This is a genomic window from Streptococcus sp. 'caviae', assembly GCF_001937065.1.
Classification (GTDB): Bacteria; Bacillota; Bacilli; order Lactobacillales; family Streptococcaceae; genus Streptococcus.
The window spans coordinates 15,476-29,548 of sequence record NZ_MOWR01000008.1; the positions used below are offsets into that span (position 1 = coordinate 15,476).

General features: G+C 43.2%; 13 protein-coding genes. 12 read left to right on the forward strand and 1 reads right to left on the reverse strand.

Translation table 11 applies throughout. From position 1 onward, the window contains the following. Window positions 1-157 precede the first annotated feature (157 nt). From BMI76_RS08120 to BMI76_RS08170, 10 genes are all read left to right on the forward strand, one after another. Window positions 158-1,474, forward strand: coding sequence for an FAD-containing oxidoreductase (locus tag BMI76_RS08120; RefSeq protein ID WP_075347079.1), 1,317 nt, complete (start codon window positions 158-160; stop codon window positions 1,472-1,474). A gap of 182 nt (window positions 1,475-1,656) precedes the next feature. Then, window positions 1,657-3,939, forward strand: coding sequence for a DNA helicase PcrA (gene pcrA / locus BMI76_RS08130; RefSeq protein WP_075347081.1), 2,283 nt, complete (start codon window positions 1,657-1,659; stop codon window positions 3,937-3,939). Between the two features lie 284 nt (window positions 3,940-4,223). Continuing rightward, on the forward strand, window positions 4,224-5,504 hold the full coding sequence (locus BMI76_RS08135) for an O-acetylhomoserine aminocarboxypropyltransferase/cysteine synthase family protein (protein ID WP_075347082.1): 1,281 nt from the start codon (window positions 4,224-4,226) through the stop codon (window positions 5,502-5,504). A gap of 144 nt (window positions 5,505-5,648) precedes the next feature. Continuing rightward, window positions 5,649-6,425, forward strand: coding sequence for an HAD-IIB family hydrolase (locus BMI76_RS08140; protein ID WP_075347083.1), 777 nt, complete (start codon window positions 5,649-5,651; stop codon window positions 6,423-6,425). Between the two features lie 110 nt (window positions 6,426-6,535). Then, window positions 6,536-7,249: a cytochrome c biogenesis CcdA family protein gene (locus BMI76_RS08145; protein WP_075347084.1), complete on the forward strand. Its 714-nt coding sequence runs from the start codon at window positions 6,536-6,538 to the stop codon at window positions 7,247-7,249. A 12-nt stretch (window positions 7,250-7,261) separates the two neighbouring features. Continuing rightward, window positions 7,262-7,825 (forward strand): TlpA family protein disulfide reductase, encoded by a 564-nt coding sequence (locus BMI76_RS08150; protein ID WP_075347085.1) that lies wholly within the window; start codon window positions 7,262-7,264, stop codon window positions 7,823-7,825. A 137-nt stretch (window positions 7,826-7,962) separates the two neighbouring features. Then, window positions 7,963-9,216, forward strand: coding sequence for a DUF2130 domain-containing protein (locus BMI76_RS08155; RefSeq protein WP_075347086.1), 1,254 nt, complete (start codon window positions 7,963-7,965; stop codon window positions 9,214-9,216). A 51-nt stretch (window positions 9,217-9,267) separates the two neighbouring features. Then, window positions 9,268-9,699: a GNAT family N-acetyltransferase gene (locus tag BMI76_RS08160; protein ID WP_027975991.1), complete on the forward strand. Its 432-nt coding sequence runs from the start codon at window positions 9,268-9,270 to the stop codon at window positions 9,697-9,699. An 81-nt stretch (window positions 9,700-9,780) separates the two neighbouring features. Next, entirely contained in the window at window positions 9,781-10,014 is a 234-nt protein-coding gene (locus BMI76_RS08165) for a DUF1858 domain-containing protein (RefSeq protein WP_075347087.1), read from the forward strand. Beyond that, complete coding sequence (locus BMI76_RS08170; protein ID WP_075347088.1) at window positions 10,014-11,378, forward strand: DUF438 domain-containing protein; 1,365 nt, start codon at window positions 10,014-10,016, stop codon at window positions 11,376-11,378. Before BMI76_RS08165 ends, BMI76_RS08170 begins: the two co-directional genes overlap by 1 nt. A 128-nt stretch (window positions 11,379-11,506) precedes the next feature. Here BMI76_RS08170 and BMI76_RS08175 read toward each other — a convergent pair whose 3' ends face one another. Further along, complete coding sequence (locus BMI76_RS08175) at window positions 11,507-12,013, reverse strand: NAD(+) diphosphatase (RefSeq protein WP_075347089.1); 507 nt, start codon at window positions 12,011-12,013, stop codon at window positions 11,507-11,509. Window positions 12,014-12,194: 181 nt separating this feature from the next. Here BMI76_RS08175 and truB point away from each other — a divergent pair, with 181 nt between their 5' ends. After that, window positions 12,195-13,076 (forward strand): tRNA pseudouridine(55) synthase TruB, encoded by an 882-nt coding sequence (gene truB / locus BMI76_RS08180; RefSeq protein ID WP_075347090.1) that lies wholly within the window; start codon window positions 12,195-12,197, stop codon window positions 13,074-13,076. A gap of 27 nt (window positions 13,077-13,103) precedes the next feature. Continuing rightward, a complete protein-coding gene (locus BMI76_RS08185; protein WP_075347091.1) occupies window positions 13,104-14,024 on the forward strand; it encodes a bifunctional riboflavin kinase/FAD synthetase in 921 nt (306 codons plus the stop codon). Window positions 14,025-14,073 lie beyond the last annotated feature (49 nt).

Consider the following 14,073-nt stretch of genomic DNA (forward strand, 5'->3'; position numbering starts at 1 on the left):
CAGTCTTCCGGCCTTTCTGGTTAAAAACCGAACGATTAGTAAAAATACTGATTTATTTTTACCAGCTTGTTGTTTAATGTTTGATTCCGTAGCGGATTTCTGACAAAGGCTCTGCAAGCTGGTAGAATGGCATTATCGGATAAAGAGGGAGAAAAAGATGAAAACATATGATTTATTGGTTATTGGTTTTGGCAAGGCTGGAAAAACCCTGGCCGCTAAGATGAGCAGCTTGGGCAAAAAGGTTGCTCTGGTAGAAAAGGATGCGCAGATGTATGGCGGAACCTGTATCAATGTTGCCTGCATTCCGACAAAGACCTTGATTCATGCGGCCGAGGAAAACCTATCTTTCGCTCAGGCCATGGCGCTGAAAGATACAGTTACAGCACGCCTGCGCCAAAAAAATCAAGCTGCGCTGACAGGTTCGGGAGTAGATCTCTATACAGCCAAGGCTAAATTTCTTTCAAATAAGGTGGTGGAACTCTCGGCCGGTGATGATCGTGAGCAGCTGAGCGCTGACGTCATTGTCATCAATACAGGAGCCGTTTCCAACCGGCTGCCTATTGAAGGTTTGGCCCAAAGCCGCAATGTCTATGACAGCACAGGCATTCAGCAGTTAGAGAGCCGGCCTCAGCGCCTGGGAATTATTGGCGGCGGCAATATTGGTTTAGAATTTGCCAGTCTCTATGCCAATTTAGGCAGTCAGGTGACTGTCTTTGAAAATTCATCGATGATTCTGGGACGTGCTGATGAAGCAGTGGCACAGCTGGCGAAATCCTATTTGGAAGAAGACGGGGTCCGTTTTGTTTTAGCCGCTCAAGTGAAAAAAGTGAGCAACCAAGGTGATGCGGTGCTTGTTAAGGCAAATGGCGAAACTTATGAATTTGATGCCCTCCTTTATGCGACAGGACGAAAACCTAATATAGAAGATTTAGGACTTGAAAATACTGACATCCAATTAACTGAGCGCGGAGCTGTGCAGGTGGATGATTTCTGTGAGACGAGCGTCGAAAATGTTTATGCCGTAGGCGATGTTCACGGGGGCCTTCAATTTACCTACACCTCGCTGGATGATTTTCGGATTGTTTTTGGCAAACTGACCGGCAAGGGTCATTACAGCTTAAAAGAGCGCCGCAATGTTCCCAACACCATCTTTATTGAGCCGCCTTTGTCTCAGGTTGGTTTGACTGAAAAAGAAGCTCAGGCTGCAGGCCTGCCTTATCAGAGCAAGGAGCTGCCAGTTGCCAATATGCCGCGCGCCCATGTCAACAATGACCTGCGCGGTCTCTATAAGGTGGTTGTTCATTCAGAAACTAAGGAAATTCTCGGAGCGACTCTTTTTGGCCAAGCTTCTCAGGAAAATATTAATCTGATCAAGATGGCCATGGACAATAAGATTCCATATACCTACCTTAAAAATCAAATTTTCACTCATCCGACAATGGCTGAAAACCTAAATGATGTCTTTAATTTTTAGAAAGAGGGGCAACTCTCTTTTTCTTTTTAGCTTTAAAAATGGTACAATAGACAGGCATAATTATAGTAAAGAAAGGAATGGACAACAAAAGTCAGAACTTGCTGCTTGTGAAAAAAGGCGTATGACCTTGCAGGGTACTGTGTCTGCGGGAAAGCTCAAAAACTGACTCTTGGTTAAATGTGATGAATCCTTTATTAGATGGAATGAATGATAAGCAGGCAGAGGCCGTTAAAACAACAGAAGGACCGCTGCTGATTATGGCAGGAGCCGGTTCTGGTAAGACCCGTGTCTTGACCCACCGGATTGCCTACTTGATTGATGAGAAATTTGTTAATCCTTGGAATATTTTAGCTATTACCTTTACCAATAAAGCAGCGCGTGAGATGAGAGAACGGGCGATGCTGCTGAATCCGGCGACCAGCGACACTTTGATTGCGACCTTCCACTCCATGTGTGTGCGGATTTTGCGCCGTGATGCAGATCATATCGGCTATAACCGCAATTTCACCATTGTAGATCCAGGCGAGCAGCGCACCCTCATGAAACGTATTATTAAGAATCTTAATCTGGATTCTAAAAAATGGAATGAGCGGGCAATTTTAGGAACCATTTCCAATGCTAAGAACGATCTGATTGATGAAGTGGCTTATGAAAATCAAGCAGGCGATATGTACACCCAAATTGTGGCCAAGTGTTATAAAGCTTATCAGGAAGAGCTGCGCCGCAGTGAAGCCATGGATTTTGATGATTTAATCATGCTGACCCTGCGGCTCTTCGATAAAAATCCTGATGTATTGGCCTACTATCAGCAGCGCTACCAGTACATTCATGTGGATGAGTATCAGGATACCAACCATGCTCAGTATCAGCTGGTCAAGCTCTTAGCGTCACGCTTTAAAAGTATCTGCGTGGTCGGTGATGCGGATCAGTCTATCTATGGCTGGCGCGGTGCTGATATGCAAAATATCCTTGATTTTGAGAAGGATTATCCTCAGGCTAAAGTCGTTCTTCTTGAAGAAAATTACCGCTCAACGAAAAAAATTCTGCAGGCTGCAAACGAAGTGATCAAAAACAATCGCAACCGCCGTCCTAAAAAGCTCTGGACGCAGAATGCTGATGGTGAGAAAATTGTCTATTACCGGGCTGATGATGAACGTGACGAGGCTGTTTTTGTCGCTTCAACTATTGATAATATTGTTCGTGAAAGGGGTAAGAGCTTCAAAGATTTTGCCGTCCTTTACCGTACCAATGCCCAGTCCCGTACCATTGAAGAAGCTCTGCTCAAATCTAATATTCCATATACCATGGTTGGGGGCACTAAGTTCTACAGCCGCAAGGAAATTCGCGATGTCATTGCTTATCTTAATGTCATTGCTAACACGGCTGATAATATCTCTTTTGAACGTATTGTCAATGAACCTAAGCGCGGCGTCGGACCTGGTACTTTGGAAAAAATCCGATCCTTTGCTGCTGCTCAAAATATGAGTCTGCTGGAAGCGTCTGAGCAAATTATGCTCTCAACCATCAAAGGGAAAGCAGCTCAGGCCGTCTGGGATCTGGCTAATACGCTGCTTGGCCTGCGGGCTGACTTGGATCAGTACAGCATCAGCGAACTGGTTGAAAATATCTTGGAAAAGACCGGCTATATGGAAGCTCTGCAGCTGCAAAATACGCTGGAGAGTCAGGCGCGCATTGAAAATATTGAGGAATTCCTATCTGTTACGAAGAACTTTGATGAAAATAGCGAAGAGGCTCCCGAAGATGAAAGAGGTCTTGATAAACTCAGCCGCTTCCTCAACGATTTGGCCCTGATTGCTGATACTGATGAAGGCGATGCTGAAGCAGCAGAGGTAACTTTGATGACCCTGCATGCAGCCAAGGGCTTGGAATTTCCAGTTGTCTTTATTATCGGCCTTGAAGAAGGCGTCTTTCCTCTGTCGCGCTCCATTGAAGAAGCAGATGAACTAGAAGAAGAGCGCCGTCTGGCCTATGTTGGGATTACCCGGGCAGAAGAGCTCTTATTCATCACCAATGCCAATGCTCGTACTCTTTTTGGCCGGACTGATTACAACCGTGAAAGCCGTTTTATTAAGGAAATTTCAGAAGATTTATTGACTTATCAAGGTTTGGCACGCCCTGCAGCAAGCTCCTTTAAAGCCAGTTATGCTGATGACAGGCCTGTCAAATTTGGCCAAGGTATGAGTCTGGCTCAGGCTCTGCAGGCTCGAAAAACTGCGGCGCAGCCAACAAAGACCAAGCTGCCTCTGGCAAATGCTGCCGCACAGGCCGATGATACACCCGCTATTGATTGGAAGATTGGCGATATTGCCTGCCACCGCAAATGGGGGGACGGTACAGTTCTTGAAGTGACCGGCAGCGGCAAGACCCAAGAACTTAAAATTAAGTTTCCGGATGTTGGCCTCAAAAAGGTTCTGGCCAGCGTTGCACCTATCGAAAAGAAATAAGACACTTTGAAGGTCAAAAAAAGTTCCTTGCCGCTTTACGGCAGCCTGCATTTTAGCCGGGGTCTGTTTCACTTTCTTTCCCAGCTTCTGTAGTTGGCTGTTCAAAGACGTCTATGTGTGATTGTCTTTGAGTAGCTGCTTGACAGGGGGAGGGTATTTCTATGCTGCAGGAATAAGTGCATTAGATATAGCTTTCGGCTATACCCCTTTTAGTCAGATAACTATTAGCCAGTAAGGGATTTTAGGTGTACAATAACTCTAGTTATGTTTTTGGAGGAAAGATTATGACGAAAGACTATTCATTTGAAACCTTGCAGCTGCATGCAGGTCAGACTGTTGATCCAACGACTAAATCTCGGGCTCTGCCCATTTATCAAACCACATCTTATGTCTTTAACGATTCGCAGGACGCTGAGGATTCTTTTGCTCTGCGTACAGAAGGCAATATTTATACCCGGATTACCAATCCAACGACTGCCGTTTTTGAAGAGCGGATGGCTGCTCTTGAAGGCGGTGTTGGGGCGCTGGCAACAGCTTCAGGTATGGCAGCCATAACTTATACTGCTTTAGCACTGGCCCATGCAGGAGATCATATTGTGTCAGCAACAACTGTTTATGGCGGAACCTTTAACCTGCTCAAAGAAACCCTGCCGCGCTATGGGATTACAACCAGCTTTGTAGATGTAGCCGATTTTGAAGCCATTGAAGCAGCTATCAAAGACAATACTAAATTCATCATTGCTGAAACCTTGGGCAATCCCCTTGGGAATGTTGCCGACCTTGAAAAGTTGGCTGAAATTGCCCACCGCCATGCTATTCCTTTGGTTGTTGACAATACCTTTGGCACCCCTTATCTGATCAATGTCTTTTCTTACGGCGTTGATATTGCTGTGCATTCGGCGACCAAATTTATCGGCGGTCACGGTACGTCTATTGGCGGTGTCATTGTTGATTCGGGTCAATTTGACTGGGAAAAATCCGGTAAGTTCCCGCAGTTTGTAGATGAAGATCCTTCTTATCACAATCTCAGCTACACCCGTGATATTGGAGCAGCAGCCTTTATTACCGCTGTACGGACACAGTTGCTGCGCGATACTGGTGCCTGCCTCTCGCCTTTTAATGCCTTTCTTTTAACACAGGGATTGGAGACGCTGTCTCTGCGGGTGGAGCGCCATGTAGAAAATGCTAAAAAGATCGCAGAATATCTGGAAAATCACCCCAAAGTAACCAAGGTCAACTACGCCAGTCTGCCATCGAGTCCTTATTATGAACTGGCACAAAAATACCTGCCTAAGGGAGCCAGCTCTATCTTTACTTTCAATGTAGCCGGAGGAGCAGAGGCTGCCCGCAAGGTTATCGACAGCTTGGAAATCTTTTCAGACCTTGCCAACGTAGCAGATGCCAAGTCTCTCGTCGTGCATCCGGCGACAACAACCCACGGTCAGATGAGTCCTGAGGATCTCCTTGCCTGCGGCATTGAACCCAATCAGATCCGTGTCTCCATCGGACTGGAGAATGTTGATGATTTGATTGAAGATTTACGCTCAGCGCTAGACAATAGCTGATTAATAAGATATAGGATTGAGAACGATTTGTATTGCCCCCTGAATTAGGCATAAAACGGATTTTGTGGGGGACAAGTTCAATAGTTCTCAGTCTTTTTTATTAAAGCTGAAAAAATATTTACACAAAGACAAAGGGAGAAGCTAATGCAGTTTGTATTTGATATAGATGGGACGATTTGCTTTGATCGTTTTCGCATAGATGATCGGATCAAGACAGTGTTAAGAAATGCCGAAACTTACGGGCACCAAATTGCTTTTGCTTCCGCCCGTTCTTACCGTGACTGTATAGACGTTTTGGGCCATGAACTGAGTCAAAAGGTTGTTATTGGTTTAAATGGCGGCCTTGCTTATAAGGAAGGCGAGTTGATTTTGGAAAAGCCGATGAGCCGTCAAGCCTTTGATTTAGCGCTTGATTACTGTCATCAGCACCAGCTTCCCTATTTTGTTGATGATGACTTTAACTATGCTCATCATTTAGGAAAATTCATGCCCTTTATTAAGAGCGTGGATCCATTGAATCTGGCTAAAAGAGTAGACCCGCAAGAATTAAAACACCCGATCAAGATGGTTATTTTCTTTGGCAGTCAGCCGGATAAAGCGGTCAAGATAAGCCATTCCTTAGCTAAACTGAATCAGCTGGATATTTCTTTTCATGAGGATGAAGCCTGTCTTTATCTCAATCCCAGAGAAGTCACCAAATCTTCAACGATTCAGGAACTGTTTGACCACGATTTTGTTGCCTTTGGCAATGATAAAAATGACATTGCCATGTTTCAGGCAGCAGCTTACAGTGTACAGGTGGGCGATTTTGCAGCCTTGGCTCCTTTTGCAGATACGCAAGTAAAACTGGAAAAAGATTATCATGGACAAGTGGCAGATAAGATAACAGAGACTTTTGTGAAATTCAGATCTAACGCTTGATTTGCTCCTGCTTTGAAACTGTAATGATTCCTTAAAATACTCTTAAAATTGGAAAATCCTTTTTTGATATAATAAATAAAAAGATTTAAAATGGCTGACAAAGGAATGAGATGAATCTTCAACATATTACTATTTTAACGCTCTTTATCGAGGGGCTGCTATCCTTTTTCTCCCCCTGTGTCTTGCCTATTTTACCGGTTTATATTGGTCTTTTGGCCGGTCAGGGAGAAAAAGGACAGACAGGCGAACTGATTTGGGACAGGCGAAAAGTTTTTAGCAATACACTCTTATTTACTTCAGGCATAGCAGCGACCTTTTTCATTTTAGCCTTTGCCAGCAGTCTCATCAGTCAGTTTCTCCAGAGCCATATTGACTTTCTTCAGAATTTGGGCGGTATTTTAATCCTAATGATGGGGTTGATCCAGATAGGACTTATTAAATTTCGTTTTTTGACGAGAGAATTTTCAGCTAAAAACCAAGTCTATCAGGCAGGCCGGAAAGTAACACCAATTATCGCATTCTTAATGGGTTTTACCTTTAGCTTTTCATGGACGCCTTGTATTGGTCCGATTTTAGCCAGTGTTTTCTTGTATGCCAGCACTCATCAAGGGATTTACAGCATTTTACTGATTTCAGTTTATTGTTTAGGATTTATTATTCCTTTCGTTTTGATTGCTGTCTTTTCACAGAAAGTCATGACTATCTTTAAAAAACAGCAGCGATTTTTAAAATATAGCAAGCTTGTTTCAGGAATTCTTCTCATTATTATTGGAATTTCTATTTTGACAGGTTCGTTTGCTAAAATAGCACATTTATTGAATTAAAAGGAGAAGGTTATGAAAAAGTTTATGCTCCCGCTAGCCCTCACTGTCACCTTATTAGGTATTGGATTAGCAAATCAGACGACATCTTCTGCTCAGGGCAAGTCATCCCCTAAAGTCGTTCAAACGGCTAAAAATCCAGCGCCTGCATTCAAATTAAAAAATAAAAAGGGCAAAACGATCAGTCTGTCTGACTATAAAGGGAAAAAAGTTTATATCAATGTCTGGGCCACTTGGTGCAAGCCGTGCATGCGGGAAATTCCTGGTCTGAAAAAAGTTTATAAGGCTTATAAGGGCAAGAAAAATTTTGTCTTTATATCCGTCGCATCACCCAGCGATCTGAAATATCAAAACAATAATCCTATTGACAAAGAGAGAAGTACCATCTTAGCAAAAGCCAAGGAACAAAAGATTACTTATCCGATTCTTTACGACTATAAAGATAATTTTGCACAGGCTTACAGCATCCGCTCTATTCCAACCCATATTTTTATCAACAGTGATGGCAGTCTTTCACAAAAGATTGCAGGGGGTCTTGATGAAAGTTCCCTTAAATACTACCTCAATAAATTGAAATAAAACCTATCCCCCGCCTGACAGACGGGGGATGTTTATATGAAGGAAATATTACTATTTTCGGTGCCGGCTGTTCCCATGCTGGGGCTTTTTTTTATTTTTTGTTATAATATAGCTAGAAATTTTATAGGGGTATACTCATGAATACTATTAAATGTCCTCATTGCGGAACTAGTTTTACCATTAATGAAACGGAATACAGTCTGCTTTTGGCGCAGGTGCGCAGCAGTGAATTTGATAAGGAGCTGCAGGAACGTTTGGCGCGTGAAAGTCAGCTTTTAGAAGAAAAATCTAAAAATAATCTGCAGCAGGAGTTGGGCAAGAAAGATGCTGAGATTGCTGAATTAAAAGCAGAGATTGACAAGCTGTCTTCTGTCAATGCACTTGAGATGGCCAAGGCTCTGTCTGAAAAGGAAAAAGAAGTGACCGATCTGCAGAATCAGCTGGATAAGGCTGCTCTGGAAAAAGAGGCAGAGCTTGCTCAGGCAGTGACGGCTGTCGAGAAAGAGCGTGATGAGGTTAAAAATCAGCTGACGCTGCAGGAGAAGGAAAGCGAGCTGCAGCTTTCTTCGGTGCGCAGCGACTATGAAAGTCAGCTTAAGGCTGCTAATGAGCAAGTTGAATTTTACAAAAATTTCAAGGCGCAGCAATCCACCAAGGCTATTGGTGAGAGTTTGGAAATTTATGCTGAAACAGAGTTCAATAAGGTGCGCAGCTATGCCTTCCCTAATGCTTATTTTGGTAAGGATAATGAGCTTTCCAGCCGCGGCTCTAAAGGTGACTTTATTTTTCGCGAAGCCGATGAAAACGGTGTTGAATTTTTGTCTATCATGTTTGAGATGAAAAATGAAGCTGACACCACGAAAACCAAGCATAAAAATGCTGATTTCTTTAAGGAGCTTGATAAAGACCGCCGGGAGAAAAACTGTGAATATGCTGTTTTAGTCACCATGCTGGAAGCTGAAAATGACTACTATAATACAGGTATCGTTGATGTCAGCCATGAATATGAGAAAATGTATGTGGTGCGGCCGCAGTTCTTTATTCAGCTGATTGGTCTTTTGCGCAATGCTGCGCTCAACAGCTTGCAGTATAAACAAGAGCTGGCCTTGGTACGTGAGCAAAATATTGATATTACGCATTTTGAAGATGACTTGGAAACCTTCAAAAATGCCTTTGCCAAGAATTATAACTCAGCCAGTAAGAATTTCCAAAAAGCCATTGACGAAATCGATAAGGCCATTAAGCGTATGGAAGCTGTTAAGGCTGCTTTGACGACCAGTGAAAATCAACTGCGTCTGGCCAACAATAAACTGGATGATGTCTCCGTCAAAAAACTGACTCGCAAAAACCCAACCATGCGTGCCAAATTTGAAGCGTTAAAAGAAGAATAGGACCTTTCAATGTGGTGTTGTTTCTTTTCCTAAAATGTGTGAGGACTGAAAATGATTATTAGACCTGCTCAACTATTAGATATTGAAAAGTTATCCCCTCTTTATGCTGAACTTGGCTATCCTGTCAAGGAAGCTGAATTGGTTAGACGATTAAAAACAGTTCTTTCTCATCCTGATTACCATCTTTTAGTCGCAGTTGATGACAATGAAATTATTGGGATGATTGGTTATGCTAAAATGTTATTTTTTGAAAATGAAGGTGCCTACTATCGTATTCTTATTCTGGCAGTATTACAAAACTATCGCCGTAAGGGTGTTGCGACAGCCTTGGTAGATGCTGTCAAAAATCGTGCACTATCTGAAAATATTCACGCTTTAGCGCTAAATAGTGGGGATACTTTAGAACGACAAATAGCTCATCGTTTTTATGAAAATTATGGTTTCAAGCAAGCTAGTCGTGGTTATTCTCTCTATCTAAAATAATGTTAATTGTTAATAGTTTCAAAATCATTGTCACTTTTCTGATGTGTTATAATAAAGCTATCAAATATTGAGGTAATTATTATGAACAATATTATAGATTTATCAAAACCAGTCGCTGAGACGATTAAGGAACACCCAGAAGTGAAGGAGATTTTGGTGGATTTGGGGTTTAAGCCATTGTCAAAACCTGCCATGCTAAACACAGTTGGGAAAGTAACGTCTCTAAAAGCTGGTGCAAAGTTAGCTAATATTTCACTTGAAAAAGTTCAACGAACACTTGAATTTAATGGTTATGAAGTGATTGGAGATAAATAATGGCTGATGAAAGAATTGACATTTTAAAAAACATTTTGCTGGATCTCCATCACGGTGCCAGTGCCGAGTCTGTCCAGGAGCAGTTTAATCAGCATTTCAAAGGGGTTTCTGCCATTGAAATATCCATGATGGAGCACGAGCTCATGAATTCGGATACAGGTATTACCTTTGAAGATGTTATGAGTTTGTGCAATGTCCATGCTAACCTTTTTAAGGGAGCTATTTCGGATGTTGACCTACCTGACAGTGAGCAGGAAGGCCATCCGGTCAAGGTTTTCAAGGATGAAAATCTGGCCCTGCGCGCAGCTCTTATGCGTATCCGCCGAATTATTGACAATTATGCCAAGCCCGAAAATGCGGCCTTTCGTCAGGAGATTCTAAAAGGGCTTAGGCATCAGTTTGCTTTGCTGGGACAGTTTCATAATCACTATGCTCGCAAGGAAAAGCTCTTTTTCCCTATTATGGAGCGCTACGGGCACGATGCGCCGCCCAAAGTCATGTGGGGAGTGGATGATACGATCCGTGATTTGTTCAAAGAGGCCCAGTCGGCTCTTAACCGTCTGCCGGAGGGTTCTGCTGAGGAGCTGGCTGAAAAATTTGAGCGTTTTGCCGCGGAATTTGAAGAGATGATTTTCAAAGAAGAGGCTATTTTGCTAATGATTCTGCTGGAGAGCTTCACCCAGGATGATTGGCTGCAGATAGCCAGCGAGAGCGACGCCTACGGCTACGCTATCATCAAGCCTCTGGAGAAATGGGTGCCTCATCGTGAGACTTTTGGGCCATCTGCTGGCGCAGCAGCTTCTGATGACAAGCTGGCTGACGCTCTTAACCCTATCTCGGCAGGCAGTTCGGCTGAAATGACCAATACAAAAGTCATTGATACGCCAGACGGCCAGTTCACCATTACCTTTACGCCAAAAGAAAAGAAAGAAGTGGCAGACCGCACAGTACAGCAGCCTTTTGGAAATGGTTATTTATCCGTTGAAGAGGCCAATCTGATTCTCAATCATCTGCCGCTGGAAATCACCTTTGTCAATAAGGATGACATTTTTCAATATTACAACGACAGTGTTCCGGCTGAAGAGATGGTCTTTAAACGTACGCCCAGCCAAGTGGGACGCAATGTTGATCTCTGCCATCCGCCCAAAGTATTGGACAAGGTCAAGAAAATTTTTGAGCTTTTGCGCAGCGGTCAGCGTGATAAGGTAGACATGTGGTTTCAGTCTGAGCGTCTGGGCAAATTTGTCTACGTCACCTATGCCGCGGTTCGTGATAAACAAGGCAGTTTCCAAGGTGTTTTGGAATACGTCCAAGATATTAAACCTTTCTTTGAGTTGGACAGCGACAGCCATCGTGATATATAGCTAAAAAAGACTGAGGAAACAATATAAAAAAACGAATAACCAACTGTGGATTTCCAAACGGTTATTCGTTTTTTATTGGTTAAGACAAAGTGAAAGCCGCTGACATATTTTTGAGGCTTGTTCGGGTGTCACAATGATTGATGTGCTTTTTTCAGATAGGCCAGCAAAAATTTTTCGGCTAAACTGCCGTCTTTAATTTCTTTTTTGGCGCTCTTAACATCAAACCAAGCCCAGTCGTCAATTTCGCTGTTGGGTGCCATCTTCCCTGAGACAGTGACAGCAAAATTGAGCATGAGTGTATTGGATTTTTCAAAGTATTGACTCTGATTAAAGCAGAGTGATGTGACATCAAGGCCAGTCTCCTCTTTAATTTCACGTTTGACCGCCGCTTCGGCGCTTTCACCCTGAGAGATGTAGCCGGCAACTAAAATATAATCCGGCCTGCTGTACTGCTTGATGAGCAGTAATTTAGTTTGAGCCTCGTTTTGAACAATCATGCTGCAGGCCGTATTAAAGACAGGAAAACGAAAAGCCTGACAGCTGTCACAGTATGGAATGAAACCTTCGTTCGCTAAAAATTTAGGCTGCAGCTGTCTTCCGCATTCCGCACAAAATTTCTGAATAGAATTAGTCATACAAGCTCCTTTGCCCTTATTTTAACAGAAAAAACAGCTCTCGTAAATTGTCCTCAGTTGTGATATTCCCAGTCTAAAGTCTGCTAAGATTAATCATGTTAAAGCAGCTTTGGGTCTAAATCTGGGCAGCGGAGAGTTTTCAATTAACCAGCTGCCAGCAATCTATGCTATAATATAAATTATGATTTCAGGAATTATTAATCTCAAAAAAGAAGCGGGAATGACCTCACACGATGCCGTTTTTAAGCTCCGAAAGATTTTAGGGGAAAAAAAGATTGGCCATGGGGGAACACTGGATCCTGACGTCGTTGGAGTGCTGCCTATTGCTCTGGGCAAGGCAACCCGTGTGCTGGAATATATGACAGAGTCTGGCAAGGTTTATGAAGGACAGGTGACTCTTGGTTTTTCGACCGTGACAGAAGATGCCGGCGGCGATATTGTTGAGAGAACACCGGTTGACAAGCATTTGACGGCAGAAGCAGTCGATGCTGCTATGGCAGCTTTTGTCGGCCGGATCAATCAGATTCCTCCCATGTATTCAGCGGTTAAGGTCAACGGCCGTAAACTTTATGAATACGCGCGTGCCGGAGAAACGGTTGAACGTCCTCAGCGTCAGGTGACGGTCTATGATTTTAAACGTACGGGAGATTTGATTTTTAAAGACGGCCTGTGTTCTTTTGCTTTCAGAGTTGTTTGCAGCAAGGGAACCTATGTTAGAACCTTAGCAGTCGATTTAGGTGCCAGGCTCGGCTATGCCAGTCACATGTCTTTCCTCGAAAGGACTGCTGCGGCCGGTTTACAATTGAAAGACGCTTTGAGCTTAAATGAGATTGCAGAAAAGACAGCAGCGGGTGATTTTTCCTTTATCTTGCCGATTGAATACGGGGTTCTGTCCCTGCCGCGGGCAGAACTGACTAAAGAACAGGTCAACGAGATTTCCTTTGGCCGGCAAATTACCCTGCCTCAAAAAGATGCGCTGCTGGCCGCTTTTGATGGAAGGCAGCTTGTTGCTGTTTTGGAAAAACGAGGGGCTTTGTATCAGCCCAAAAAAGTTTTTCTGTAAAAATGTGCTTTAGAAAGATGATATAAGATGAATATTTTTAGAATTCGCAGCCATGAGGACATCCGCCCAAAAGAACCGTCAGTTCTGGTTCTAGGCTATTTTGATGCTCTTCATAAGGGACACAGAAAGCTTTTTGAGGAAGCCAAAGTACTGGCGGAGAAGGAAAATTTGAAAATCGCTGTGCTGACTTTTCCTGAATCTCCTCAGTTAGCTTTTTCACGCTTCAGTCCGGAGCTGCTTAATCATATCAATTACCCTGAAAAACGTTACGCCAAATTTGCAGAGTATGGCGTTGACGATCTCTATCTGACGGATTTCACCTCAGCTTTTGCCAAAACCAGTTCTGATGATTTTATCAATGACTATATTCAAGCTCTGAAAGCAAAAGCTGTCGTTGTCGGCTTTGACTATAAATTTGGCCACAATAAAACAGATTCTGACTACCTTAAACGCAATTTTTCCGGGCAGGTGGTTACGGTGCCTGAGGTACAGTATCAGCAGGAAAAAATCAGCTCAACCCGTGTCCGTCAGCTGATCGGTCAGGGTGATGTTGCTCAAGTCAACCAGCTTTTAGGCTACGAATTTTCAACAAGGGGAATTGTTGTTCACGGTGATGCCAGAGGCCGGACGATAGGCTTTCCAACGGCTAATCTGGCGCCTATTGATCGGACCTATTTGCCGGCAGACGGTGTTTATGTGTCTGATGTCTTGGTGGGTGAGAAACGCTATCGTTCGATGACCAGTATTGGCAAAAATGTCACCTTTGGCGGGACGGAGCTGCGCTTAGAAGCCAATATTTTTGACTTTGACGGAGACATTTACGGTGAAACAATTGAAATTTTATGGCTGGATAAAATTCGCGAAATGATTAAATTTAATGGCATTGATGATTTAGTTAAACAGCTTGAAACAGATAAAGAATTTGCCTTAAATTGGGGAAAAGCATAGCCAAGTTACTTAAAATCCTGTATAATAAAAGGCAAGTATGAATAAAGGG

Bases quoted from the DNA above. Each gene is read 5' to 3' on its own strand.
- BMI76_RS08120 (WP_075347079.1), top strand. From the start codon at position 158: ATGAAAACATATGATTTATTGGTTATTGGTTTTGGCAAGGCTGGAAAA.
- pcrA (WP_075347081.1), top strand. From the start codon at position 1,657: ATGAATCCTTTATTAGATGGAATGAATGATAAGCAGGCAGAGGCCGTT.
- BMI76_RS08135 (WP_075347082.1), top strand. From the start codon at position 4,224: ATGACGAAAGACTATTCATTTGAAACCTTGCAGCTGCATGCAGGTCAG.
- BMI76_RS08140 (WP_075347083.1), top strand. From the start codon at position 5,649: ATGCAGTTTGTATTTGATATAGATGGGACGATTTGCTTTGATCGTTTT.
- BMI76_RS08145 (WP_075347084.1), top strand. From the start codon at position 6,536: ATGAATCTTCAACATATTACTATTTTAACGCTCTTTATCGAGGGGCTG.
- BMI76_RS08150 (WP_075347085.1), top strand. From the start codon at position 7,262: ATGAAAAAGTTTATGCTCCCGCTAGCCCTCACTGTCACCTTATTAGGT.
- BMI76_RS08155 (WP_075347086.1), top strand. From the start codon at position 7,963: ATGAATACTATTAAATGTCCTCATTGCGGAACTAGTTTTACCATTAAT.
- BMI76_RS08160 (WP_027975991.1), top strand. From the start codon at position 9,268: ATGATTATTAGACCTGCTCAACTATTAGATATTGAAAAGTTATCCCCT.
- BMI76_RS08165 (WP_075347087.1), top strand. From the start codon at position 9,781: ATGAACAATATTATAGATTTATCAAAACCAGTCGCTGAGACGATTAAG.
- BMI76_RS08170 (WP_075347088.1), top strand. From the start codon at position 10,014: ATGGCTGATGAAAGAATTGACATTTTAAAAAACATTTTGCTGGATCTC.
- BMI76_RS08175 (WP_075347089.1), bottom strand. From the start codon at position 12,013: ATGACTAATTCTATTCAGAAATTTTGTGCGGAATGCGGAAGACAGCTG.
- truB (WP_075347090.1), top strand. From the start codon at position 12,195: ATGATTTCAGGAATTATTAATCTCAAAAAAGAAGCGGGAATGACCTCA.
- BMI76_RS08185 (WP_075347091.1), top strand. From the start codon at position 13,104: ATGAATATTTTTAGAATTCGCAGCCATGAGGACATCCGCCCAAAAGAA.